The following is a 24,339-nucleotide window of genomic DNA, read 5'->3' on the forward strand; positions in this document are numbered from 1 at the left end:
TCCACTTCGGTGGGGGGCCTTCGGCGTTACCCGAGGCCGTAGCGCCGTGCCGTCTCCTCCTCCTGGGCCAGCCGGTGCAGCGCCTGGAGCATCGGCTCCACGAGCACCACGCCCAGCACCGCGACCTCGGCCTTCTCCGCCTCCGACACGTGCGCCTCCATGAACTCCATGTCCAGCTCGGCCACCTGGTGCATCAACCGGGCGTAGGGGACGAGGGTTTCGGGGCTCCAGTCGTAGCCGAGGCGACGCAGCGCGGCCGCCGCCACCACCAGGGAGCGAAACGAGGGGGAGACGGTCGTCATGCCCTGCGCGTGCGACCACCCCAGCGTCGTCAGCAACTCCTCCATCGCGGCCTTCGCACCCTGGACGAACTCGTCGTCCGCGTCCGGCTCCGGCACCTGCGGCAGTGCCCAGACCGCCGAGCCCAGGCGGATCGCGCGGGGGAGCGAGTCGTCGTCGACATGCCCCAGCACCTCTTTGATCGTGGCCACCGGCACCTTGCCGACCTGGATCATCGCGCGGACCAGCCGCAGCCGGCGCAGGTGCTCCTCGTCGTACTCGGCGGTCGTCGCGTTGACCTGGTGGCCGGGCGTCAACAGCCCTTCGCGCAGGTAGTACTTGATCGTCGCGGTGGACACACCGCTGCGCTCGCTGAGTTCGGCAAGCCGCATCTCTTGCGCCTCTCCTTGGGAAGTGCCACTATCCAAGCACCACTCAGAAGGATAGTGCCGCTATCCGATCGGGGAGCCAGGGGGCCGTCATGTTCGCGAAGCCGGTGCCGGGCCGGACCACCGCAGCCGCCGAGGGGGACGTGGTCGTCCTGCTGATCGGGATGCGCATCAACAGCTTCTGGGCGGTGCGCCACTGGTTCCCGGTCGCGCTGGGCATGCCGCGCATGCTGCGCGAGCTGGCGAAGGACCCGGAGCGCGGGCTGCTCGGCCACGTGCTGCTCACGGCTTCGCCGCGGACGTACTACGTCGTCCAGTACTGGGAGTCGAAGGAGAAGCTCTACGCCTACGCCCACTCTCCGGAGATGTTCCACCGCAAGGCCTGGGCGGCTCTCAACCGCAAGGAGAAGGCGGGGAAGGCCCGGCAGCACGTGGGGCTGTGGCACGAGGCGTACGTCGTGCCGGAGGGCTCGTACGAGTCGATCTACTTCGACATGCCGGCCTTCGGGCTCGCGGCCGCGCACGGGCAGGTGCCGCTGGAGCGGCGCGGGCGCTCGGCGAAGGACCGGTTCGCCTACCGCTCGAAGGCGGGGGTGGCCGAAGAAGCCAGGTGAACGGGGGATCGGGGGAGAGGGGAGGGCCTGCCGCGGCGTTGGGGCAGGCCCTCCTCGGCGTCGTGTCCCTGGCGGGTCAGCCCGTGCGGCGCAGGGCCTCGGAGAGGCGCGCGGCGGCGTCGATGACCGCCTGGGCGTGCATCCGCCCCGGGTGGCGGGTCAGGCGCTCGATGGGGCCGGAGACCGAGACGGCGGCCACCACGCGGTTGGAGGGGCCGCGTACGGGCGCGGAGACGGACGCGACCCCCGGCTCGCGCTCGCCGATCGACTGGGCCCAGCCGCGGCGCCGTACGCCGGACAGGGCCGTCGCCGTGAAGCGGGCGCCCTGCAGGCCGCGGTGCAGCCGCTCGGGCTCCTCCCAGGCCATGAGAATCTGGGCGGAGGAGCCCGCCTTCATCGTCAGCGTCGAGCCGACCGGGACGGTGTCCCGAAGTCCGGACAGGCGCTCCGCCGCGGCGACGCAGATGCGCATGTCGCCCTGGCGCCGGTAGAGCTGCGCGCTCTCGCCGGTGATGTCACGGAGGTGGGTGAGGACCGGGCCCGCCGTGGCGAGGAGGCGGTCCTCACCGGCGGCCGCGGCCAGCTCCGCGAGGCGCGGGCCGAGGATGAACCGGCCCTGCATGTCGCGCGCCACCATGCGGTGGTGTTCCAGGGCCACGGCCAGCCGGTGGGCCGTGGGTCGTGCCAACCCGGTCGCCGCCACCAGACCCGCGAGGGTGGCCGGACCGGACTCCAGGGCGCTCAGGACAAGGGCTGCCTTGTCCAGGACGCCGACGCCGCTACTGTTGTCCATGAAACGATACTCGCGTCTCACTCTGTGAAACGCAAGTTCAATTTTCCGTGGAACACGCCACTCTGGAAGAACGAAGGCAGAGCGGCCCGTAAACCGAAACGGGCCTGGCGGCGGGCGCCCGGAAGCAGGGGCGCGGGCGCAGGACGCCTTCTCAAGATCTCTAGTTGGGCCGGTGGACCGTATACCGGCCGGAGGGAAAGCGATGGGTAGGACACTCGCGGAGAAGGTCTGGGACGACCACGTCGTCCGGCGCGCCGAGGGCGAGCCCGACCTCCTCTACATCGATCTGCACCTGCTGCACGAGGTGACCAGCCCGCAGGCCTTCGACGGCCTCCGCAAGAGCGGTCGCCAGGTGCGCCGGCTCGACCTGACCATCGCCACCGAGGACCACAACACCCCCACCCTCGACATCGACAAGCCCATCGCCGACCCGGTCTCCCGGGTCCAGCTGGAGACGCTGCGCAAGAACGCCGCCGAGTTCGGCGTGCGCCTGCACCCGCTCGGTGACGTCGAGCAGGGCGTCGTACACGTCGTCGGCCCCCAGCTCGGCCTGACCCAGCCCGGCATGACCGTGGTCTGCGGTGACTCGCACACCTCCACGCACGGCGCCTTCGGCGGGCTGGCCTTCGGTATCGGCACCTCGCAGGTCGAGCACGTGCTGGCCACCCAGACGCTGCCCCTGGTCCGCCCGAAGACCATGGCGATCACGGTCAACGGCGAGCTGCCCGACGGCGTCACCGCCAAGGACCTGATCCTGGCGATCATCGCGAAGATCGGCACCGGCGGCGGCCAGGGCTACGTCCTGGAATACCGCGGCTCCGCCATCGAGAAGCTCTCGATGGAGGCCCGGATGACCATCTGCAACATGTCGATCGAGGCCGGCGCCCGCGCGGGCATGATCGCCCCCGACCAGACCACCTTCGACTACCTCGAGGGCCGTCCGCACGCCCCCAAGGGGGAGGACTGGGACGCGGCCGTCGCGTACTGGAAGACGCTGAAGACCGACGACGACGCCGAGTTCGACGCCGAGGTCGTCATCGAGGCCGCCGAACTGTCGCCGTTCGTCACCTGGGGCACCAACCCGGGCCAGGGCGCGCCGCTTTCGGCGCACGTCCCCGACCCGGCTTCGTACGAAGACGCTTCGGAGCGCCTCGCCGCCGAAAAGGCCCTGGAATACATGGGGTTGGAGGCCGGTCAGCCGCTGCGCTCCATCAAGGTGGACACCGTCTTCGTAGGCTCCTGCACCAACGGCCGCATCGAGGACCTGCGCGCCGCCGCCGAGCTCGTCAAGGGCCGCAAAGTCGCCGACGGTGTACGGATGCTGGTCGTCCCCGGCTCCGCCCGGGTCGGTCTGCAGGCCGTCTCCGAGGGCCTGGACGTCGTCTTCAAGGAGGCCGGCGCCGAATGGCGGCACGCGGGCTGCTCGATGTGTCTGGGCATGAACCCCGACCAGCTGGCCCCCGGTGAGCGCTCCGCGTCCACCTCCAACCGCAACTTCGAGGGCAGGCAGGGCAAGGGCGGCCGTACGCATCTGGTGTCGCCGCAGGTCGCCGCGGCCACCGCCGTGCTGGGCCACCTGGCCTCCCCGGCCGACCTGTCCGACGCCGAGACCCGTACGCCCGCTGGAGTCTGAGAAGTCATGGAAGCATTCACCACGCACACCGGCCGGGGCGTCCCGCTGCGCCGTTCCAACGTCGACACCGACCAGATCATCCCTGCTCACTGGCTCAAGAAGGTGACCCGGGACGGTTTCGAGGACGGTCTGTTCGAGGCCTGGCGCAAGGACGAGACCTTCATCCTCAACCAGCCCGAGCGGAAGGGCGCCACGGTCCTGGTCGCCGGTCCCGACTTCGGCACCGGCTCCTCCCGTGAGCACGCGGTCTGGGCGCTGCAGAACTACGGCTTCAAGGCCGTGATCTCCTCCCGCTTCGCCGACATCTTCCGCGGCAACTCGCTCAAGAACGGCCTGCTCACGGTGGTTCTGGAGCAGAAGACCGTGGACGCGCTGTGGGCGCTCACCGAGGAGAACCCCGAGGCCGAGATCACCGTCGACCTGGAGAACCGCGAGGTCCGCGCCGAGGGCGTCACCGCCTCCTTCGAGCTGGACGAGAACTCCCGCTGGCGGCTGCTGAACGGCCTGGACGACATCTCCATCACCCTCCAGAACGAGGCCGACATCGCCGCCTACGAGGCCAAGCGGCCGTCGTACAAGCCGCAGACGCTCCAGGCGTGACCCCGGGAGCCCTCCGGAGCAACTGAACAGGTCGAGTTTCGGCCACCCCAACACCCCCGCTGTACCCCCGATCAGCCCGATCGGGGGTACAGCCGTTTCTGCACCCGAACGGCCCCCGCCGGCCTCGGTCCGCGCCCTCAACTTCCCACGTTACAAGGGCTGTTGTCGGGGTAGCCGGTCCTCGTGTCCACGGCTCCCGCCGGTGCCCGGACGGCCGTTTGAGGCGGCAGTTGCACCCTGAGCAGGCGACAACTCGCCCCAGATGGCACAATCTGTGCATGGAACACGACGGCCAACTCGAGCTCTATGCGGCGGTCGCGGACCAACTCAAGGAAGCGCACACAAGAGTGCGCGCACTGCAAGTCCCGGAGGGCGTACGGATGGCGCTGACCCGGAAGCTGCTGGTCATTACGGCCGCGGCCAAGCACGATCTCGCCGATGCGGCAAGGCGTCTGGAGGCGTTCAACGCGGACCTCGACGCGGGTCGATTCTCCGATCGATTCCCTGACGAGGAACGTTGAAGGGCTCCAAAGACAGTCGAGTCCGTTGCGGCACAAGGGTGATAAGCCCGTTTCGTGTTTGATTTGCGGTATATATCTGCCTAACGTGCGAAAAAGCTTGAACACTTTCGTTCTGGCGATGTCTCCGAAGGGGAAGACGTGAACAAGGCGCAGCTCGTAGAAGCGATTGCCGACAAGGTGGGCGGCCGCCAGCAGGCCGCCGACGCGGTCGACGCGGTCCTGGACGCCATCGTCCGCGCGACCGTCGCGGGCGACCGGGTCTCGGTCACCGGCTTCGGTTCATTCGAGAAGGTCGACCGTCCGGCCCGTTACGCCCGCAACCCCCAGACGGGCGAGCGGGTTCGGGTCAAGAAGACCTCCGTTCCGCGCTTCCGCGCCGGTCAGGGCTTCAAGGACCTGGTCAGCGGCACCAAGAAGCTGCCGCGGGGCGGCGAGGTCGCCGTCAAGAAGGCGCCCAAGGGCAGCCTGACCGGCGGTGCCTCGGCCACGGTCAAGAAGGCCGCCGCGAAGAAGACCACCGCCAAGAAGGCCACCACGGCCAAGAAGGCGACGGCGAAGAAGACCACGGCCGCGGCGAAGAAGACCACGGCGAAGAAGACGACCGCCAAGAAGACCACGGCGGCCGCGAAGAAGACCACGGCGAAGGCCACCACGGCCAAGAAGGCCACGGCCAAGAAGGCCCCCGCGAAGAAGGCGACCGCCAAGAAGGCCCCGGCCAAGAAGTCGACGGCCCGCAAGACCACCGCCAAGAAGACCACCGCCCGCAAGAGGTAGGGGCGTACGGGTACTCACGCGCCGGGCCGGACTCCCCAGGGAGTCCGGCCCGCGGCGTTTCCGGGGGTCCTACAGGGTCTGCAGCGTGACGAGGGTGATGCGGAGCTTGTCCTTCGGGCCCTCGGTCTCGATGCGCACGCGCTGTCCGGGACGCAGCAGCCGGAGCGCGCCCGCGTCGAACGCCGCGGCGTCGAAGGGGACGGGGGTCCCGTCGTCCAGGAGGACCTGGCCGCTGCGGGTTTCGGGGTCGTACGTGTATGCGGTTGCCTGCATAGCGGTCAGCGTACGCCGCGCAGGTCGTGCGGGGATCCGTTGTCGGTCGACAGCTGGGCCGACACCGCCGCCGTACGGGGACCCACCCCGAGGGCCAGCGCCGCCCGCAGGTCGTCGCCGGTGTCCACGTCCTGTCGTACCGAATCGACCTCGACGAGCCGGAGTTCCACCGCCCCCGAAGCGTGATGGCGGGCCCGGGAATCCGGGCCGAATGCCGGGATCAATTGCCTTCCCGGAGTCGCGGCCAGCAGAGTCGTGCCGATTGCGGCCGCATCCGGGAGGAATGCGCGGGGGAATTCCGCCGCCGAGTCCAGGACCCGGGTCAATTCCATGGACCGCAGCGCCGGAAGATCCGCGTTCAGAGCCGCTACGGCGGAATCCGGGCGGTGGGCGCGTACGACCGCCTCCCCGTGCGCCAGGGCGGCGTTCAGCCCGGCCAGGGGGGCGTCGGGGACGATACGCGCGCCCAGTGCCGCGAGCTCCCGGCCGGCCATGGCGTCGTCCGTGACGACTGCCACATCGCGCACCGCGGCGCTGGCCAGCGCGGCCGCCACGGTGTCCTGCGCGAAGGCCAGCGCGAGGGCTGGGCGCAGGCCGTCGGCCGCGGTGTCCGCGAGCCTGCTCTTGGCCCGCGCCAGAGGCTTCAGAGGGATGACCAAGGTCCACTGCACGAGCGTTCGTACCTCTCTTGTCGCGGCCATTGTCACCCGGCTTTCACATGGGCCATCTGGCGGTCCGGTGGGTGGGGCGTACGGTGTTCTCGACAGACGGTCGGTCCGGGGCGACACTTGTGCGGCCCCCAGGCCCTAGAGGAAGGTGTCCGCGTGCCCCGCCGCAGAATCGGCTTCTGGTATCGCTTGGCAGCGGTGATCGCCAAACCACCGCTGGTGGTACTGATCAAGCGGGACTGGCGCGGAATGGAGCACATTCCGGCCCACGGCGGATTTATCACCGTGGTGAACCACAATTCGCACATCGATCCCTTCGCCTACGCGCACTTTCAGTACAACACCGGCCGTGTTCCGCGATTCCTCGCGAAGAGCGGACTTTTCAAGAAGGGATTCGTCGGCGCCTTCATGCGCGGCACCGGGCAGATCCCCGTCTACCGCGAGACCACGGACGCGCTGAGCGCCTTCCGGGCCGCGATCGACGCCGTGGAGCGCGGTGAATGCGTCGCCTTCTACCCCGAGGGCACCATCACCCGGGACCCCGACCAGTGGCCCATGACCGGCAAGACCGGTGCCGCGCGGGTGGCTCTGCAGACCAGGTGCCCGGTGATCCCGGTCGCGCAGTGGGGCGCCAACGAACTGCTGCCGCCGTACGCGAAGAAGCTCAACGTCCTTCCCCGCAAGACCTCCCACGTCCTCGCGGGCCCGGCCGTGGACCTGTCGCGCTTCTACGACAAGGAGATGACCCCGGAGCTGCTGAAGGAGGCAACCGAGGTCATCATGGCGGCCATCACCCGCCACCTGGAGGAACTGCGCGGCGAGCAGGCGCCCGTCACGCCGTACGACCCCCGCCAGGAGCGGATCGAGCAGCGCCGCCGCAGCCAGGCGCAGACGGGGCACGAAGAGGAGAGCGCCAAGTGACCAAGCCCGTCAAGGCGGCCGTCTTCGGCACCGGATCCTGGGGCACCGCGTTCGGCATGGTGCTCGCCGACGCGGGGTGCCAGGTCACCCTGTGGGGGCGGCGCCCCGAACTCGCGGAAGCCGTCAACTCCACGCGTACGAACCCCGACTACCTCCCCGGCGTCGAACTCCCGGAGAACCTGCGGGCCACCACCGACGCCGCCGAGGCAGCGCACGGCGCCGACTTCACCGTCCTCGCGATCCCCTCGCAGACGCTGCGCGGCAACCTCGCCGAGTGGCGACCGCTGCTCGCCCCGGACACCGTCCTCGTCTCGCTGATGAAGGGCGTCGAACTCGGCTCCGCGATGCGGATGAGCGAGGTCGTCGAGGACGTCGCCAAGGTCGGCCCGAACCGGGTCGCCGTGGTCACCGGGCCCAACCTCGCCCGGGAGATCGCCGCCCGGATGCCGGCCGCCGCCGTGGTGGCGTGCACCGACGAATCCGTGGCCCAACGGCTCCAGGCGGCCTGCCACACGCCGTACTTCCGGCCGTACACCGAGACGGACGTGGTCGGTTGCGAACTGGGCGGGGCCGTGAAGAACGTCATCGGGCTCGCCGTCGGCATCGCGGACGGCATGGGGCTCGGGGACAACGCCAAGGGCTCGCTCATCACCCGCGGCCTCGCGGAGACCGCGCGGCTCGGTGTCGTGCTGGGCGCCGACCCGCTGACCTTCGCCGGACTCGCGGGCCTGGGCGACCTGGTGGCCACCTGCTCCTCGCCGCTGTCCCGCAACCACACCTTCGGCACCAACCTCGGCAAGGGCATGACGCTGCAGGAGACCATCGCGGTCACCAAGCAGACCGCCGAGGGCGTCAAGTCCTGTGAGAGCGTGCTGGATCTGGCCCGCCGGCACGGCGTCGACATGCCGATCACCGAGACGGTCGTGGCCATCGTGCACGAGGGCAAGCCCCCCGTGGTCGCGGTGAAGGAGCTGATGTCGCGCAGCGCGAAGCCCGAACGACGCTGAGCGACGCCAGGTCCGCGACGCTGTATCAGGCCACTACCAACGGGTACTCTCAACCCGATATGAGCACCGAGAACCTCCCCCAGAGCCCTCAGCAGCCGCCTCGCAAGCCGCGCGTGGCCGTCGTGTTCGGCGGCCGCAGCTCCGAACACGGGATCTCCGTGGTCACCGCCGGAGCCGTCCTCAAGGCCGTCGACCGGACGAAGTACGACGTCCTGCCGATCGGCATCACCCAGGACGGCCGCTGGGCGCTCACCGCCGACGAACCGGAGCGCATGGCGATCACCGAGCGCCGTACGCCCAACGTCGCGGAGCTGGCCGAGTCGAGCGACGGCGGTGTGGTGCTCTCCGTCGACCCGCAGAACCGCGAAGTCGTCTACAGCGAGCCGGGGTCGGTGCCCAAGGCGCTCGGCGAGGTCGACGTCGCCTTCCCCGTCCTGCACGGCCCGTACGGCGAGGACGGCACCCTGCAGGGCCTCCTGGAGCTCTCCGGTGTCCCGTACGTGGGCTCGGGCGTGCTCGCCTCGGCCGTCGGCCAGGACAAGGAGTACATGAAGCGGGTGTTCACCTCCTTCGGGCTCAAGGTCGGCCCGTACGTGGTGATCCGGCCGCGCGAGTGGGAGCAGGACGAGGCGGCCGCCCGCAAGAAGATCGTCGACTTCGCCGGTGAGCACGGCTGGCCGCTCTTCGTGAAGCCCGCGCGCGCGGGTTCGTCGATCGGCATCACCAAGGTCGACGAGCTGTCCGGCCTGGACGACGCCATCGCCGAGGCCCAGCGGCACGACCCCAAGATCCTCGTCGAGGCGGCCCTGCGCGGCCGTGAGATCGAGTGCGGGGTGCTGGAGTTCGAGGAGGGCCCGCGGGCGTCGGTGCCCGCGGAGATCCCGCCGCCGCAGGCGCACGCGTACTACGACTTCGAGGCCAAGTACATCGACTCGACCCCGGGCATCGTGCCGGCGCCGCTGACGCCGCAGGAGACGGCCGAGGTCCAGCGCCTCGCCGTGGACGCCTTCGAGGCCGCCTCCTGCGAGGGCCTGGTCCGCGCGGACTTCTTCCTCACCGAGGACGGGGAGTTCGTGATCAACGAGATCAACACGATGCCGGGCTTCACGCCGATCTCGATGTACCCGCAGATGTGGCAGGCGAGCGGGATCAGCTATCCGGAGCTGGTGGACCGGCTGATCCAGGCGGCGCTGCGGCGTTCCACCGGGTTGCGATGACCGACCCAGGGGCGCGGGGAACTGCGCGGCCCGCCCCCTCCGGGCCCGCAGTCTGATACGGCGCTCAGTCGGCGATCCCTTTGGGGATCGCCTTCTTCACGGCGGGTGCCAGATCGATCAGCACGGCCGAGCTGTCGACCCCCTCCGGCACCGTCACCTCCACATACGCGGAGCGATTGGCGCAGGTGAAACGGTACGCCCCGCCCTCCTGCCGCTCCATCAGCCAGTCCACGCCGTTCACGCCACCGGCCACCGCGTCGGCGTCCCGCCCCTCGGCCACCTTCGGATCGATCATCTTCGGCGGCTGCGGCACACCGCAGCGCAGTATGATCTCCGGGTTTCCCCAGCCCGCGGTCAGCGCGGACGCGGGCTCGGGATCCTGGCGGCTCTTGCCGGCCACCTTCGCGGGCAGCGCCTTGTCCAGGTTCTGACACAACTCGGTGGCCGCGGCCCCCGGTGAGGGAACCGCCGCCGACGTGCCGTCGTCTGCTGAGGAGCAGCCCGCGACGGTGATCGACAGGACGAGCGCGGGCAGACCGATGAGCCGGTGACGCGAGGAGTTCACCGGCCAAGGGTAGACGGGGGCTACAGATGGACGACCGGGCAGGTCAGGGTGCGCGTGATGCCGTCCACTTGCTGGACCTTGGCGACCACCATGCGGCCCAGGTCGTCGACGGTGTCGGCCTGCGCGCGCACGATGACGTCATACGGTCCTGTCACGTCCTCGGCCTGGATGACTCCAGGGATCTTGCTGATCGTCTCGGCGACGGTCGACGCCTTGCCGACCTCCGTCTGGATCAGGATGTACGCCTGTACCACGGAACCTCCAGGGCGGCCACGAGGATCATGTGGGGAAAAGGAACGCCACGGTATCGCGTCGTCGCTCGTCGCGGGGAGACCCGCGGGGGCCGGGGGTCCCGCGCCGGGGCACAGGCACGACAGTGGGGGACGGTCTCCTCGACCGTATCGAGGACAGTAGAGACACGCGACCGGGCACGGACAGGGACAGAAGGGGCGTACGGGCAATGAAGGGCACTGTTGGTGAGCTGGGGGAGTTCGGGCTCATCAGGGAGCTCACCTCCCGTCTCACCACCACCCCGGCGGTCCGGGTCGGCCCCGGCGACGACGCCGCCGTGGTGGCCGCGCCCGACCGCAGGGTCGTGGCGAGCACCGACATCCTCCTGGAGGGGCGGCACTTCCGCCGTGACTGGTCCACCGCCTACGACGTGGGCCGCAAGGCGGCCGCGCAGAACCTCGCGGACATCGCGGCCATGGGCGCCGTGCCGACCGCCCTGCTGCTCGGCCTCGTCGTGCCCGGCGACCTCCCGGTGACCTGGGCGACCGAGCTGATGGACGGCCTGCGCGACGAATGCCAGGTGGCCGGCGCCTCCGTGGTCGGCGGCGATGTCGTACGAGGCGACTCGATCATGGTGTCGATCACCGCGCTCGGCGATCTGCGCAACCAGGAGCCCGTCACCCGGGCCGGCGCCCAGCCCGGCGACCTCGTCGCGGTGACCGGCTGGCTGGGCTGGTCCGCGGCCGGGTACGCCGTGCTGTCCCGCGGCTTCCGCTCGCCGCGCGCCTTCGTGGAGGCGCACCGGCGCCCGGAGCCGCCGTATCACGCGGGTCCCGCGGCGGCCGGGCTCGGCGCGACGGCCATGTGCGACGTCAGCGACGGACTCATCGCCGACCTCGGGCACATCGCGGAGGCCAGCAAGGTCCGGATCGACATCCGCTCCGGCGCGATCGACATCCCGTCCCAGATGAACGACATCGGGCAGGCCGTCGGCGTCGACCCCATGCAGTGGGTACTGACCGGCGGCGAGGACCACGCGATCGTGGCGACGTTCCCGCCGGACGTGAAGCTACCCGCGCGCTGGAAAGTGATCGGCGAGGTACTCAACCCCTCGGCTTTGCCCCAGGTGACGGTCGACGGGGCTCCGTGGACGAGCAAGGGTGGCTGGGACCACTTCGGCGGGGACATCGAGTCGTGAGCGCGCCACCGAGGGTTCTCACGGTCGCGGGCTCCGACTCCGGGGGCGGGGCCGGGATCCAGGCCGACCTGAAGACGATGCAGGCGCTCGGGGTGCACGGCATGAGCGTGATCACCGCCGTCACCGCGCAGAACTCGCTGGGCGTGCAGGGCGCTTGGCCCCTGCCGGTGGAGGCGGTACGGGCCCAGTACCGCAGCGTCGCCGACGACATCGGCGTCCAGGCCGTGAAGACCGGCATGCTGGCCTCCGCGGAACTCGTCGAGGCGGTGGCCGAGTTGCTCGGCGGCACCGGCGCGCCCGCCGTCGTCGACCCGGTGGGCGTGTCCAAGCACGGCGACTCGCTGCTGGCCGCCTCCGCGCTGGACTCCGTCCGCACCAAGCTGCTGCCGGTGGCCACCGTCGCGACCCCGAACCTCGACGAGGTGGCCCAACTCACAGGGGTGCGGGTCGAGTCGGAAGGTGATCTGCGCCGGGCGGCGGCGGCCGTGCTGGCGTACGGGCCGCACTGGGTCGTGATCAAGGGCGGCCATCTCGCCGGCGACGCGGTGGACCTGCTCACGGACGGCTCCGAGGAGCACTGGCTGCGCGCGCCGCGGCACGACAACCGGCACACGCACGGGACGGGCTGCACGCTGGCGTCCGCCATCGCCTCGGAGCTGGCGAAGGGGCGGCCGGTGCCGGAAGCCGTCATGGTCGCCAAGGAGTACGTCACGGGGGCCATCGCGGCCGGGTTCGCGCTCGGCGGGGGGATCGGGCCCGTGGATCACGCCTGGGCGTGGAGAAGGTACTGAGGTCATGCAAAAAGCCGGTCCACTCGAAGGTGGACCGGCTCAGTGCAGCGAACCAGCAGTGGCCGCGCGCTTAGCTGTGCGTCAGCGCGAGACCTTGCCGGCCTTGATGCACGAGGTGCAAGCGTTCACGCGCTTCGGCGTCCCGCCGACCACGGTACGGACGCGCTGGATGTTCGGGTTCCAGCGACGGGACGTACGGCGGTGCGAGTGCGAGATGTTGTTGCCGAAGCCCGGCCCCTTGCCGCAGACGTCGCAGTTGGCAGCCACGGGTCACTCCAAAGACTTCAGATGCACTTACGGTTGATCCCGGCAGGCCGGGATCGAGATCGCAGGATCAGAGATCTGAGTGGCGTTGCCAGGGGGAATGGCCCGATCAGGATCGGGCAACCGGAGCAGCATACAACGACTGCGCCAGTAGAACGAAACTACCATGCCTGCTCAGGGCCTCGCTCCCGGCCCTCTTCCGGCGGGCCCGGTCCCTGGGTCTACGCTGCGTCCCAGTCCAGCAGCTCAAGGAGGCGCAGGTGGGGCAGGTGCCGCAGACATTCTTCGATGCTCTCGCGGTACGCACCTGGTGCGGCCTCGCGCTGGAGGCGCTCGGACGTGCGCGCGAGGAGATCGACGCGATCAACGTCTACCCCGTGGCCGACGGGGACACCGGCACCAACCTGTATCTGACGGTGGAGTCGGCGGCGGGGGCCGTCGACGCGGTGTTCATCGGGCACGAGGCGAGCACCGAGGGCAGCGCGCCGTCCCTGGCCGACGCCGTCCGCGCGATGGCGCACGGCGCGCTCATAGGGGCGCGCGGGAACTCCGGGACGATCCTGGCGCAGCTGCTGCGGGGCATGGCCCAGGTGCTGGCCGCCGACGGTGACGCGGCTCACGCCGAGGCGGGAGGGCTCCGCCTGGCCCTGCGGCAGGCCGCCGACTCCGCCCGCCGGGCCGTGGCCCACCCCGTCGAGGGCACGGTCCTCACCGTCGCCTCGGCGGCCGCCGACGCGGCCGGGGGCGCCGAGGGGGACTGCGGGACGGTCGCGCGGGCCGCCTACGAGGGAGCGCGCGCCGCTCTCGCCGCGACCCCGCACCAGCTGGCGGTGCTGGAACGCGCGGGGGTGGTGGACGCCGGGGGGCGAGGGCTCGTCACGGTGCTCGCGGCGCTGGTGGAGACGCTCACGGGGGAGAAGCCCGCCGTCACCTCGGCCCACGCGCGCGTGGCGCCCGGCAGTCCCGCCGAGTGCGCGCCGGTGCCCCCGGACGAGGGCGGCCCGGCCTTCGAGGTGATCTACCTCCTGGAGGCCGAGGACGCGGCCGTCACCCGGCTCCGCGAGCGGCTGGACGCCCTCGGGGACTCCCTGGTCGTGGTCGGCGGCGACGGGCTGTGGAACGTCCATGTGCACGTCGACGACGCCGGCGCCGCCGTCGAGGCGGGCGTGGAGGCCGGACGGCCGTACCGGATCCGGATCACGCACTTCGCCGCGGGCGACGTGCACACCACCGGCGGCGAGCGGCCGGCCAGGGAGCGGGCCCAGCGCGCGGTCGTGGCCGTCGTGCCCGGCCCGGGTCTGGCCGGGCTCTACACCGAGGCCGGCGCGACCACCGTGCTCGCGCGCCCGGGGGAGCCGCCCGCGAGCGGGGAGCTCGTGCAGGCCGTACGACGCGCCCACGCGCGGGAGGTCGTGCTGCTGCCCAACGACGCGGAGCTGCGCCACACCGCGGCGGCCGCCGCCGAGCAGGTCCGCACCGAGGGCATCCGGGTGGCGCTGATCCCCACCCGGTCCGCGGTCCAGGGGATCGCCGCGCTCGCCGTGCACGAGCCGGAGCGCCGGTTCGACGAGGACGTCGTGGCGATGACCTCGGCGGCGGGGGCGACCCGCTACGCCGAGGTCGCCCTCGCCGAGCGCCAGTCGTGGACCATGGCCGGAATCTGCCAGGCCGGCGATGTGCTCGGCCTCATCGACGGCGACGTCGCCGTCATCGGCGCGGACGTCACGGCCACCGCCGAGACCGTCCTGGACCGCATGCTCGCGGCCGGCGGCGAGCTGGTCACCCTCGTCCTCGGCGACGAGGCGCCCGACGGGATCGCCGAGCACCTCGAGGCCCGCGTACGGGAGACCCACCTCGCCGTGGACACGGTGGTGTACCGGGGCGGGCGGCAGGGGGCCCTGCTGCTGATCGGCGTGGAGTAAGCGGTCCGGGGGCTTGCTCCTGGGGCTCAGTCCTGGCATTCGGCCCCGGGAGGCTCAGTCCTCTTCGGCCTGGAGCAGCTGTTCCGCCTCCGCCCGTCGCTCCTGTGCCGCCGGGTCGTCCTCGTCGGCGTCCGCGTACGCCGCCAGCACCGCACGCGCGCGTGCCGCCGCCTCCGCCGGGCGGCCCAGGTCCGCGGCCAGCCAGCCCGCGGCCAGCTCGGCGCCGGTGCGGGCGTGGAGGCCCTCGTCCCCGAGTTCGGCGAACACCGTGACCGCCCGGGTCATCCGGGCCAGCGCGTCGTCCAGGGCGGCCCGGATCGACTCGTCCGCGGCGTCCTCGGCCGCGGAACGGGCGAGCAGGTCGCCGAACTGGCGGTGGGTGTGGCCCAGCTCGGCGGTGAGCCGGGTCCGCGTCTCCTCGTCGGGCGCCGCGTCCAGCGCCGCCTCGCACTCCCGGACCGCGGCCGCCATCAGCTCCCGCGCCTCGTCCGCGCCGTCCTCGACGCGCAGCGCCAGCCACGCGCGGGCGCGCAGGGAGCGGACGAGACCGTGGACGTTGCCCAGCTCCCGCCACAAGTCCCCCGCGCGGGCGTAGGCCCGGTCCGCCTCCTCGTGGAGCCCCGCCTGACCGAGGGACTCGGCGGCGAGATGGGCCAGCGTGGCGTGGTCGTGCTGCTCGGGCCAGTGCCGGGCGATCTCGGCCGCCTGGAGCCGCCGCTCGGCCGCCTCCCGGTGCTCGCCCAGCTCGCTCAGACAGTCGCCGAGCCACCACTGCGTCTGTACGACCGCGCCGTCGCCGTGCGTCTCGGCGGACAGGTCGGGCAGCGCCGACTCCAGCACCTCGGCGGCCTCCGCCCAGCGCCCCTGCCGCAGCAGGAACCCGCCGAGCTGGTGCCGCGCCCAGGCGCCCAGCGTCGGTCCCTCGCCCGCCTCGTCGGCCCAGTGCGCCGCCTCCAGGGCGTGCTCGGCGGCCTCCTCCGAGCGGCCCCGGCCGCCGAGGACCTCGGCGAGCTGGAGGTGCAGCTGAGCCCGGCCCGGCGGCTCCAGATGCGGCCCGCCGTGCTCCAGGGCCGCCCGCAGCGCCCGCTCCGCCTCCGCCATGTCGCCGAGATGATGGGCGAGTCCGGCCAGCCGGGCCTCGTACTCCACCGCGAACCACGGCAGACCCGCCTCGACGAAGCCCGCCGCGGCCCGCGCGAACAGCCCCGCCGCCGCTTCCACGTCCCCCGACAATGCCGCCAGCTCCGCGAGCATCGCCTGCGCCTCGGCGGCCCGCGAGGCCAGCCGTACGTCGTCCCCGGTGCGCCCCTCCACGAGTGCGCGCACCTCCCGCGCGGCCGCCTCCGCGGCGCCCGCCACCGCCGGGTCCACCGGCTCGTCGGCCTCGTGGACCTGCCGCATCAGCACCCGCGCGCGTCCCATCAGCACCGCGGCCGTCTGCCGCAGCCCCGTGCCCTCCTCGGCGTACAGCGCCAGCACCCGGTCGTAGGGCTCGGCGACCTGGGCGAGCGCCTCCTCCAGACGGCCGCTGAGCGCCCGGACGTACGCCGCACGCGTGCGTGCCGCCAGCGCCTCGCCCGGGTCGCCCGCCTCGGCGTACAGCTCGGCGGCCCGCTCGAACAGCTCGGCGCCCTCGGGGCCGAGGTCCATCGCCCGGTGATCGGTGATCTCCGCCCGGTCCCGCGCGTCCAGCTCCACGCCCTCGGCGGCCCGCGCCACCGCGGCCCAGGCCTCCACGGCCTTCGGCTGCAAGGTGTCCGACAGCCGCCGGGCCTCGGCCAGCAGGGTCGGCAGTTCCGCCTCCACGGGCTCATCCTGCGCCGGAACCTCCGGCACCGGAACAGCGGCGGGAGCCACTGTGGGCCGCGTCGAACGCACGCCGAGCGGCAGCCGGTCCACCAGCGGTTCCTGCGCCATACGCGCGCGTGCCGACTCGCTGATGTGGGACGTGCCGTTGCGCAGGTCGAACCGTCCGGCCAGTTCGAGGGCCTCCGCACGCGCGTGGGCGGCCAGTTCGCGTGCCGTCCAGGACCGGCCCGCGGGACCCGGCACCCGCTGTCCGCCGAGCCCGAGACCCGTCAGCCGCTCCATGAGCAGCGCCACCACGGACAGGAACTCCAGCCTGCTGCGTGGGTGCCCGGTGTCGGTGAAGTACGCAGGCCGCTCCGCGAGCAGCTCCAGGCCGCGCGCCTCGTTGCCGGTCAGCGCGCAGAACTCCACGTGGTCCGCGTACGCCCCGCGCATGCTCTCCATGGGCCGTACGAGCCGGAAGCCCCGCAGGTGGTGGGCGCGTGCCTCGTCCACGCGGCCCAGCCGCAGCAGGGACGCCAGCGAGGAGGCGAGCGCCGTGTGCGGTTCGTGGGCGCACGTGAACTCGCCCTCCAGGACCGGCGCCCACAGCTCCAGCGCCCGCTCGTCCCGGCCCCGCTCCGCCTGCCACCAGCCCTGCCCGTGCAGCTCACAGGCGTGACAGTCGGCCATGGAGTCCCGGTCGGCGGCCAGCCAGGCGCCGTACGCCCGCTCGGCCCGCTCGACGTCCCCGATGTGCGCGGCCACGCTGAACTCGCTGCTGCGCACGGCCCGTTCGGAGTGGCCGGCGAGCCGGTAGCGGTGCTCCATCTCGCCGAGCCACTTCTCTATGGAGGCCAGCGGGACGTGCGGCTGGTCGAGCATGCCGGACGTCATCCACTTGAACACCCAGTGCAGGGAGTGCGCCTCGTACTCGTCGAAGTCCTCGGGCCGCTCGTCCCACATGCGCAGCAGCCGCGCGAAGGGGACGAACATCTTGTCCTTCTCGGAGCTGTAGTTGTAGACGGTCAGCTGGTGCCCGAGCGCCTCGATCACGGCGAGCGGGATGTTCAGCTTCTCCGCCTCGGCGAGCAGGTGCTCCGCGCGGGCGTTGCGGGCCGGGCCCTCCGGCTGCTCGGCGTTCTCCGCCATCGCCAGGCGCAGCGCGTCGAAGGCCGCGGTCCCCTCGATCCCGGTCATCAGCGACCCTCCTCGCCGTTCGTGGCCCACTCCAGAAGGCCGATGAAGGCCCGGTTCAGCAGCGCCGAGTCCGCGGGCCTGAGCGGCCGCTGCGCCATCAGCAGGGCCTGTCCGTACAGCGACTCGGTGGCGGTGCCGATCAGCTCCGCGTCGCCCAGGGAACTGATCCTGCGGATCAGCGGGTTGAGATGGTTGAGCACCAGCCGCGCGCGGGGGGCGCTGCCGCGCAGCGAGCCCAGGATGCCCGCCCACAGGTCGTCCGCCCGCTCCTCGGCGTCGGCCCGTGCCTGCTCGTGCCGGGCCGCGCGGTCGTCCAGGTGCAGCGCGGGCACGGACAGCGGATGGAAGGCCCGCAGCACCACGTCGCAGCCCAGCGGGTCGAGCCTGGCCCGCGCCGCCGCCAGGAAGCCGGACAGCGCCAGCTCCTCGGCCGGGTCGACCGCGTCCAGATGCGCGGTCACGGTGTCCGCGTCCAGCTCGGCGACGACCGTCCCCGGCCGCACGGACGGCAGCGCCTCGACCAGCTCGCTGTCGTAGGTGTAACCGCCGTTGATCACCCCGATGCCCTGCGCGGAGGCGATCGGCGCGACCTGCCGGTACTCCTCGACGGTCCGTGTGAAGTGCACGACCGGGTGCCGCTGCGCGAACTCCTCCAGCGACAGCCGCCCGTCGGTCGTCTCGAACGGCAGCCACGGCAGCATCGTGCGCAGCATCTCCGTGTCGTGCCGCGCGAGGGACTTCACGCCCAGGTGGTGCACGGACAGGAAGGCCGCGAGCCGTTCCGGATCACCCGCGGCGAGCCCGGTCAGCCAGGACCGAATCCTTTCGCCGAGTGCCTCCCGTACGGCCGCCAGCGTCTCGTCCTCGTACAGCGACTCGCGCGAGGCCGTGGGCCGCAGACTGTCCGTGTCCAGCACACAGCGCACGAAGAACGCCCAGTCCGGCAGCAGCTGTTCGGCCCGCTCGGTCAGCAGCATGCCCTTCAGGTGCACCCGGTGCCCCGCGCGCTGGGCCGGGCTGACCGCGGACGGCAGCACGTACGCCACCCCGCGGATCCCGGCCAGCGGAACGTTCAGCCCGATCGAGTCCAGCGGAGTGAACCCGAACAGGTCGTGACAGTGCCGGGCCAGCGCCACCCGCCGGTTGGCGGGGGAGGGGTACGCCCGGTCCCAGGGCGCCGGCAGATCGGTGACCTCCTCCTCGCCCACCCGGACGTCGTACGGCAGCAGCGAGCCGAAGTCCCGGGCCAGCGCGAGCACCCGCTCCCGCTCCAGCCACTCCCCGGCACCGGCGCGCGCCACCAGATGCACGGTGGTGCCCGGCTCCGGGCGCTCCGCGTCCGGCAGCGTCCGCACGGTGTACGAACCGTCGTCCGCCGCCGTCCACTCCACCGGCGGCGCGTCCGGCGTACGGGCGCTGCGGCTGACCACCCGGATCCGCTCGGCGACCACGAAACAGGCCAGCAGACCGATGCCGAACTGGCCGAGGAAGTCCGAGCGGGCCGCCTGCAGACCGTCCGCCTGCAGACCGTCCGCCCGCTTGGAGCTGCGGCCGATCGTCGCCAGGAGGCTGTGCACGTCGGACTCGGTCAGGCCGATGCCGGAGTCCTCCACCCGCAGCCCGCCGCCCTGCGCGTACAGCCGTACCCGCGCCGGGGCGTCCGGCTGCTCGGCCCGCCGGGCGGTGATGGCGTCAACGGCGTTCTGCAGCAGCTCGCGCAGATAGACCTTGGGACTGGAGTAGAGGTGATGGGAGAGCAGGTCCACCAGACCGCGCAGGTCGACCTGGAACGTATGAGGTGACTGGGGATCCTGGGACGGCTGGGATGACTGTGAGGTCTGGGAGTCCATCGTCGCAGCGCCGGTGGGGGACGTGGGTCGGCGCGGGGTCGGGCGGTCCCGGTGAGGCGGTGACCGCGAGGGATGGCCGGAGGCGCGTCATCCTAAGGCCCCAAACGGCCGCCTGACCAGGGGATTCTGGGACGTTTGGCAGAGCCGTGACCAGGACCGGCGCCGCATTGTCAGTGCCGTGGTGTGCAATGGATCTCGTGCCCGCACTGCAAGAACCCCTCCAGCAGCCACTGAAGTCGGTGCTCGGCCCCGCCACCGCGAAGGTGATGGCCGAGCACCTCGGCCTGCACACCGTCGGCGACCTCCTGCACCACTACCCGCGCAGATACGAGGAGCGCGGCCAGCTCACCCACCTCGCCGACCTCCCCATGGACGAGCACGTCACGGTGGTCGCCCAGGTCGCCGACGCCCGGCTGCACTCCTTCGCCTCCGCCAAGGCCCCGCGCGGCAAGGGCCAGCGCCTGGAAGTCACGATCACCGACGGCAGCGGCCGGCTCCAACTGGTCTTCTTCGGCAACGGCGTTCACAAGCCCCACAAGGAGCTGCTGCCGGGCACCCGCGCGATGTTCGCGGGCAAGGTCTCCGTCTTCAACCGCCGCCTCCAGCTGGCCCACCCGGCCTACGAACTGCTGCGCGGCGACGGCGAGGAGACGGTCGAGACCTGGGCCGGCGCCCTCATCCCGCTCTACCCCGCCACCGCGAAGCTGGAGTCCTGGAAGATCGGCAAGGCGATCCAGACGGTCCTGCCGGCCGCCCAGGACGCGGTCGACCCGCTGCCGGAGAGCCTGCGGGCGGGCCGGGGCCTGGTCCCCCTCCCCGAGGCGCTGCTGAAGATCCACCGCCCGCACACCAAGGCCGACATCGAGGACGCCCGCTCCCGCCTGAAGTGGGACGAGGCCTTCGTCCTCCAGGTGGCCCTCGCCCGCCGCCAGCGCGCCGACGCCCAACTCCCCGCGGTGGCCCGCCGACCGAAGCCGGCCGGCCTCCTCACCGCCTTCGACGACCGCCTGCCCTTCACCCTCACCGAGGGCCAGCAGCGAGTCTCCGCGGAGATCTTCGCCGACCTGTCGACCGAACACCCGATGCACCGGCTGCTGCAGGGCGAGGTCGGATCCGGGAAGACCATGGTGGCCCTGCGCGCCATGCTCGCCGTCGTGGACGCGGGCGGTCAGGCGGCCATGCTCGCGCCCACCGAAGTGCTCGCCCAGCAGCACCACCGCTCCGTCGTCGAGATGATGGGCGAGCTGGCCGAGGGCGGGATGCTCGGCGGCGCGGAGCAGGCCACGAAGGTGGTGCTGCTGACCGGTTCCATGGGGGCGGCCGCCCGCCGTCAGGCACTGCTCGACCTCGTCACCGGCGAGGCCGGCATCGTCATCGGCACCCACGCGCTGATCGAGGACAAGGTGCAGTTCCACGATCTGGGCCTGGTCGTCGTCGACGAACAGCACCGCTTCGGCGTCGAACAGCGCGACGCCCTGCGCGGCAAGGGCAAACAGCCCCCGCACCTCCTGGTCATGACCGCCACGCCCATCCCGCGCACGGTCGCGATGACGGTCTTCGGCGACCTGGAGACCTCGGTCCTCGACCAGCTCCCGGCCGGCCGCTCGCCGATCGCCAGCCATGTCGTCCCGGCCGCCGACAAACCCCACTTCCTCACCCGTGCGTGGGAGCGCGTCCGCGAGGAGGTCGAGAACGGCCATCAGGCCTACGTCGTCTGCCCCCGTATCGGCGACGAGGAGGACGACCCCAAGAAGGCCCGCAAGTCACCCGAGGACGAGGCGGAGAAGCGCCCGCCGCTCGCCGTGCTCGAAGTGGCGGACCAGCTCGCCAAGGGCCCCCTCCAGGGCCTGAAGGTCGAGGTCCTGCACGGACGGATGCACCCCGACGACAAGGACGCCGTCATGCGCCGCTTCGCCGCGGGCGAGACCGGTGTCCTGGTCGCCACGACCGTCATCGAGGTCGGCGTCAACGTCCCCAACGCCACCGCCATGGTGATCATGGACGCCGACCGCTTCGGCGTCTCCCAGCTCCACCAGTTGCGCGGCCGCGTCGGCCGAGGCTCGGCCCCCGGCCTCTGCCTCCTGGTCACCGAGATGCCCGAGGCGAGCGCCGCCCGCCAGCGCCTGAACGCCGTGGCCGCCACCCTCGACGGGTTCGAACTCTCCCGCATCGACCTCGAACAGCGCCGCGAGGGCGACGTCCTCGGCCAGGCCCAGTCCGGCGCCCGCACCAGCCTCAGGATGCTCGCCGTCATCGAGGACGAGGAGATCATCGCGGAGGCGAGGGAGGAGGCGACGGCAGTGGTGGCAGCGGATCCGGAGCTGACGGAACTGCCCGGACTGCGCACAGCCCTGGACGCCCTCCTGGACGAGGAAAGAGAGCAGTACCTGGAGAAGGGGTGAGGCCCAACCCACCTCAGGGGCGCGGGGCCGTACTCCATGTGCGGCTACCGCCGTGCGGGCGCGACCAGCCACAATGAACCTGAAGCCGACCACGACCAAGGACCCAAGATGACCCGCGTGATCGCCGGCGCAGCCGGCGGCCGTCGCCTAGCCGTCCCGCCGGGAAACGGAACCCGACCCACCTCAGACCGAGCCAGAGAAGGACTGTTCTCCACCTGGCAATCCCTCCTCGGTGCCCCCCTGGAAGGCGAACGCGTCCTCGACCTCTACGCGGGATCGGGCGCCGTGGGCCTGGAGGCCCTGTCCAGGGGCGCGGGCCATGCCCTCTTGGTGGAGGCGGACGCGAGAGCCGCCCGCGTGATCCGCGAGAACGTCAAGAACCTCGGCCTCCCCGGCGCCGAAGTCAGGGCGGGCAAAGCCGAACAGATCATCCAGACTCCGGCGCCGCCACAGCCGTACGACATCGTCTTCCTGGACCCCCCGTACGCCGTCACGGACGACGATCTTCGGGAGATTCTCCTCACACTCCGCTCGGAGGGCTGGCTCGCGAACGACGCGCTCGTCACCGTGGAGCGCAGCACCAGAGGTGGCGAATTCCGGTGGCCGGACGGTTTCGAAGCGATCCGGGCCCGTCGCTACGGCGAGGGAACGTTTTGGTACGGTCGCGCCGCCTCAACGTGCGAAGACGCACGATGACCGGACCGGAGAGCGAGGGACCTCAAGTGCGCCGTGCCGTCTGTCCCGGGTCGTTCGACCCCATCACCAACGGACACCTCGACATCATCGCCCGCGCCTCCAGGCTGTACGACGAGGTGTACGTCGCGGTGATGATCAACCAGTCGAAGAAGGGCCTGTTCGAGGTCGAGGAACGGCTCGAACTGATCCGCCGCGTCACCGCCGAGTACGGGAACGTCCGGGTCGAGGCCTTCCACGGGCTCCTCGTCGACTTCTGCAAGCAGCGCGACATCCCCGCGATCGTCAAGGGCCTGCGCGCGGTCAGCGACTTCGACTACGAGCTGCAGATGGCCCAGATGAACAACGGGCTCTCGGGCGTCGAGACCCTCTTCGTGCCCACCAACCCGACCTACAGCTTCCTGTCCTCCTCGCTCGTCAAGGAGGTCGCGACCTGGGGCGGCGACGTCTCGCACCTGGTGCCGCCCGCCGTGCTGGAAGCCCTGAACGAGCGGCTGCGCAAGGACTGATGGGGCTACAGTCGTCCCGTCCGTCTCCAACACAGCTGTAGAGAGTGGCGAGCACACGGTGGACGTGCAGAAGAAGCTCGACGAGATCGTCGCGGCGGTCTCCAGTGCCCGGTCGATGCCGATGTCGGCCTCGTGCGTGGTCAACCGCGCCGAGCTGCTCTCGCTGCTCGACGAGGTCCGCCAGGCCCTGCCCGGCTCTCTCGCGCAGGCCCAGGAGCTGATCGGCGACCGTGAGCAGATGGTCGAGCAGGCCCGCCAGGAGGCCGAGCGGATCGTCCGCACCGCGCACGCCGAGCGGGGCTCGCTGATCTCCGACACGGAGGTCGCCCGCCGCTCCCAGGCCGAGGCCGACCGGATCCTCGCCGAGGCCCGCAAGGACGCCGAGGACATCCGCGCGGAGGCCGACGACTACGTCGACTCCAAGCTCGCCAACTTCGAGGTCGTCCTCACCAAGACCCTCGGCTCGGTCGGCCGGGGCCGCGAGAAGCTCCTCGGCACCGGACCGGGCGTCGACGAGCAGGGCTACGAGGACGAGGACGCCCCCGAGCGCAGCCACGACCCGGAGACCCTGCGCCGTACCGCCGACGAGTACGTCGACGTCAAGCTCGGCGCCTTCGAGGCCGTCCTCGCCAAGACCCTCGAGGCGGTCGGCCGCGGTCGCCAGAAGCTGCACGGCCGGATCGCCAGCGACGACCTCGGGGCCCTCGCCGACGACCTCAGCACCGTCCAGCACTCCAGCGACGCCGACTACCTCGCCGACCTGGCCGCCCTCGCCGAGCGAGAGACCCCCGCCGCCCCCGCCGTACCGCACCAGCCCGAGCAGCCGGAGTACGCCCCGCAGCAGCCGGCGTACGACACCTACGGCGGCTACCAGCAGCCGGCCTACGCCCAGCAGGACCCGTACGGCTACCAGCAGGCCGATCCGTACGCCTACCAGGGCTACGACGCCCAGCAGCCGGCGTACGACCCGCAGCAGGTTCCCCAGCAGGCCCATGGGGCCCAGCAGCCTCAGCAGGGCTACGCCCTCGACGAGACCAGCCTCTTCGACACCAGCATGATCAGCGCCGAGCAGCTGCGGGCCTACGAGCAGGGGCGCGGCCAGTGAGGGACAGCCGGATTGGGCTGACGGCGAAAGGTCCAGTATCCTGGCTGTTCGGTCGCGCGTACGTCCGCGATCAGCGCTGCCCGGCGACACCGAGGGCAGCGTCCCTCTGAGCTCAGAAGATCGAAAGCAGGA

General features: G+C 71.6%; 24 protein-coding genes. 15 read left to right on the forward strand and 9 right to left on the reverse strand.

The features are described 5' to 3' along the window. Positions 1 to 26: 26 nt before the first annotated feature. Positions 27 to 671 (reverse strand): MerR family transcriptional regulator, encoded by a 645-nt coding sequence (locus AC068Z_RS31650; RefSeq protein ID WP_478563308.1) that lies wholly within the window; start codon positions 669 to 671, stop codon positions 27 to 29. 89 nt (positions 672 to 760) lie between these two features. On the opposite strand from AC068Z_RS31650, the gene AC068Z_RS31655 reads away from it, so the two are divergent. Then, entirely contained in the window at positions 761 to 1,282 is a 522-nt protein-coding gene (locus tag AC068Z_RS31655) for a DUF4188 domain-containing protein (protein WP_478563311.1), read from the forward strand. Positions 1,283 to 1,358: 76 nt separating this feature from the next. Here AC068Z_RS31655 and ndgR read toward each other — a convergent pair whose 3' ends face one another. Further along, positions 1,359 to 2,075 carry an IclR family transcriptional regulator NdgR gene (gene ndgR / locus AC068Z_RS31660; RefSeq protein WP_007384919.1) on the reverse strand — a complete coding sequence of 239 codons (717 nt, stop codon included), beginning with the start codon at positions 2,073 to 2,075 and terminating at the stop codon, positions 1,359 to 1,361. A 202-nt stretch (positions 2,076 to 2,277) separates the two neighbouring features. On the opposite strand from ndgR, the gene leuC reads away from it, so the two are divergent. The 4 genes from leuC (at position 2,278) to AC068Z_RS31680 (ending at position 5,603) form a co-directional block, all read left to right on the forward strand. Further along, entirely contained in the window at positions 2,278 to 3,708 is a 1,431-nt protein-coding gene (gene leuC / locus AC068Z_RS31665; protein ID WP_478563314.1) for a 3-isopropylmalate dehydratase large subunit, read from the forward strand. 6 nt (positions 3,709 to 3,714) lie between these two features. Continuing rightward, complete coding sequence (gene leuD / locus AC068Z_RS31670; protein ID WP_478563317.1) at positions 3,715 to 4,308, forward strand: 3-isopropylmalate dehydratase small subunit; 594 nt, start codon at positions 3,715 to 3,717, stop codon at positions 4,306 to 4,308. 278 nt (positions 4,309 to 4,586) lie between these two features. Then, complete coding sequence (locus AC068Z_RS31675; protein WP_451721706.1) at positions 4,587 to 4,829, forward strand: SCO5555 family protein; 243 nt, start codon at positions 4,587 to 4,589, stop codon at positions 4,827 to 4,829. Positions 4,830 to 4,967: 138 nt separating this feature from the next. Beyond that, on the forward strand, positions 4,968 to 5,603 hold the full coding sequence (locus AC068Z_RS31680; protein WP_478563320.1) for an HU family DNA-binding protein: 636 nt from the start codon (positions 4,968 to 4,970) through the stop codon (positions 5,601 to 5,603). A gap of 69 nt (positions 5,604 to 5,672) precedes the next feature. On the opposite strand, the gene AC068Z_RS31685 is transcribed toward AC068Z_RS31680, so the two are convergent. Together AC068Z_RS31685 and cofC are read right to left on the reverse strand one after the other, a co-directional pair. After that, positions 5,673 to 5,876 carry a hypothetical protein gene (locus AC068Z_RS31685; RefSeq protein ID WP_478563323.1) on the reverse strand — a complete coding sequence of 68 codons (204 nt, stop codon included), beginning with the start codon at positions 5,874 to 5,876 and terminating at the stop codon, positions 5,673 to 5,675. A 5-nt stretch (positions 5,877 to 5,881) separates the two neighbouring features. Continuing rightward, entirely contained in the window at positions 5,882 to 6,547 is a 666-nt protein-coding gene (gene cofC, locus AC068Z_RS31690) for a 2-phospho-L-lactate guanylyltransferase (protein ID WP_478563326.1), read from the reverse strand. A 153-nt stretch (positions 6,548 to 6,700) separates the two neighbouring features. Between cofC and AC068Z_RS31695 the strand changes: the two genes are divergently transcribed. From AC068Z_RS31695 to AC068Z_RS31705, 3 genes are read left to right on the forward strand one after another with little or no spacing between them, the layout of a single operon-like run. Continuing rightward, complete coding sequence (locus tag AC068Z_RS31695; protein ID WP_478563329.1) at positions 6,701 to 7,465, forward strand: lysophospholipid acyltransferase family protein; 765 nt, start codon at positions 6,701 to 6,703, stop codon at positions 7,463 to 7,465. Beyond that, positions 7,462 to 8,472 carry an NAD(P)H-dependent glycerol-3-phosphate dehydrogenase gene (locus tag AC068Z_RS31700; RefSeq protein ID WP_478563332.1) on the forward strand — a complete coding sequence of 337 codons (1,011 nt, stop codon included), beginning with the start codon at positions 7,462 to 7,464 and terminating at the stop codon, positions 8,470 to 8,472. The genes AC068Z_RS31695 and AC068Z_RS31700 overlap by 4 nt, the downstream gene beginning before the upstream one ends. Before the next feature lie 59 nt (positions 8,473 to 8,531). Continuing rightward, positions 8,532 to 9,689, forward strand: a complete 1,158-nt coding sequence (locus AC068Z_RS31705; RefSeq protein ID WP_478563335.1) for a D-alanine--D-alanine ligase family protein — start codon at positions 8,532 to 8,534, stop codon at positions 9,687 to 9,689. A gap of 64 nt (positions 9,690 to 9,753) precedes the next feature. On the opposite strand, the gene AC068Z_RS31710 is transcribed toward AC068Z_RS31705, so the two are convergent. Continuing rightward, on the reverse strand, positions 9,754 to 10,254 hold the full coding sequence (locus AC068Z_RS31710) for a DUF3515 domain-containing protein (protein ID WP_478563338.1): 501 nt from the start codon (positions 10,252 to 10,254) through the stop codon (positions 9,754 to 9,756). 20 nt (positions 10,255 to 10,274) lie between these two features. Continuing rightward, positions 10,275 to 10,508 carry an Lrp/AsnC family transcriptional regulator gene (locus AC068Z_RS31715; RefSeq protein WP_003997603.1) on the reverse strand — a complete coding sequence of 78 codons (234 nt, stop codon included), beginning with the start codon at positions 10,506 to 10,508 and terminating at the stop codon, positions 10,275 to 10,277. 206 nt (positions 10,509 to 10,714) lie between these two features. Between AC068Z_RS31715 and AC068Z_RS31720 the strand changes: the two genes are divergently transcribed. Continuing rightward, positions 10,715 to 11,683, forward strand: coding sequence for a thiamine-phosphate kinase (locus tag AC068Z_RS31720; protein WP_478563340.1), 969 nt, complete (start codon positions 10,715 to 10,717; stop codon positions 11,681 to 11,683). Next, positions 11,680 to 12,474 carry a bifunctional hydroxymethylpyrimidine kinase/phosphomethylpyrimidine kinase gene (gene thiD / locus AC068Z_RS31725; RefSeq protein ID WP_478563343.1) on the forward strand — a complete coding sequence of 265 codons (795 nt, stop codon included), beginning with the start codon at positions 11,680 to 11,682 and terminating at the stop codon, positions 12,472 to 12,474. The genes AC068Z_RS31720 and thiD overlap by 4 nt, the downstream gene beginning before the upstream one ends. Positions 12,475 to 12,555: 81 nt before the next feature. Here thiD and rpmB read toward each other — a convergent pair whose 3' ends face one another. Continuing rightward, the gene (gene rpmB, locus AC068Z_RS31730; protein WP_003993230.1) at positions 12,556 to 12,741 is read right to left on the reverse strand and encodes a 50S ribosomal protein L28; all 186 of its coding nucleotides are present in this window, start codon (positions 12,739 to 12,741) and stop codon (positions 12,556 to 12,558) included. Between the two features lie 257 nt (positions 12,742 to 12,998). On the opposite strand from rpmB, the gene AC068Z_RS31735 reads away from it, so the two are divergent. After that, the gene (locus tag AC068Z_RS31735) at positions 12,999 to 14,660 is read left to right on the forward strand and encodes a DAK2 domain-containing protein (RefSeq protein WP_478563346.1); all 1,662 of its coding nucleotides are present in this window, start codon (positions 12,999 to 13,001) and stop codon (positions 14,658 to 14,660) included. A 54-nt stretch (positions 14,661 to 14,714) separates the two neighbouring features. Here AC068Z_RS31735 and AC068Z_RS31740 read toward each other — a convergent pair whose 3' ends face one another. Together AC068Z_RS31740 and AC068Z_RS31745 are read right to left on the reverse strand one after the other, a co-directional pair. Continuing rightward, entirely contained in the window at positions 14,715 to 17,648 is a 2,934-nt protein-coding gene (locus AC068Z_RS31740) for a tetratricopeptide repeat protein (RefSeq protein ID WP_478563349.1), read from the reverse strand. Next, a complete protein-coding gene (locus AC068Z_RS31745; RefSeq protein ID WP_478563352.1) occupies positions 17,648 to 19,498 on the reverse strand; it encodes an HSP90 family protein in 1,851 nt (616 codons plus the stop codon). The genes AC068Z_RS31740 and AC068Z_RS31745 overlap by 1 nt, the downstream gene beginning before the upstream one ends. Before the next feature lie 188 nt (positions 19,499 to 19,686). Between AC068Z_RS31745 and recG the strand changes: the two genes are divergently transcribed. The 4 genes from recG to AC068Z_RS31765 all read left to right on the forward strand — a co-directional run bounded on the left by recG (position 19,687) and on the right by AC068Z_RS31765 (position 24,207). Next, the gene (recG, locus tag AC068Z_RS31750) at positions 19,687 to 21,900 is read left to right on the forward strand and encodes an ATP-dependent DNA helicase RecG (protein ID WP_478563355.1); all 2,214 of its coding nucleotides are present in this window, start codon (positions 19,687 to 19,689) and stop codon (positions 21,898 to 21,900) included. A gap of 108 nt (positions 21,901 to 22,008) precedes the next feature. Further along, complete coding sequence (rsmD, locus tag AC068Z_RS31755) at positions 22,009 to 22,596, forward strand: 16S rRNA (guanine(966)-N(2))-methyltransferase RsmD (protein WP_478563358.1); 588 nt, start codon at positions 22,009 to 22,011, stop codon at positions 22,594 to 22,596. A 26-nt stretch (positions 22,597 to 22,622) separates the two neighbouring features. After that, positions 22,623 to 23,102: a pantetheine-phosphate adenylyltransferase gene (gene coaD, locus AC068Z_RS31760; RefSeq protein ID WP_451721812.1), complete on the forward strand. Its 480-nt coding sequence runs from the start codon at positions 22,623 to 22,625 to the stop codon at positions 23,100 to 23,102. A 58-nt stretch (positions 23,103 to 23,160) separates the two neighbouring features. Next, positions 23,161 to 24,207, forward strand: coding sequence for an ATP synthase F0 subunit B (locus AC068Z_RS31765; protein ID WP_478563361.1), 1,047 nt, complete (start codon positions 23,161 to 23,163; stop codon positions 24,205 to 24,207). The last annotated feature ends 132 nt before the right edge of the window (positions 24,208 to 24,339 follow it).

Source organism: Streptomyces sp. NPDC043726, from assembly GCF_056436565.1.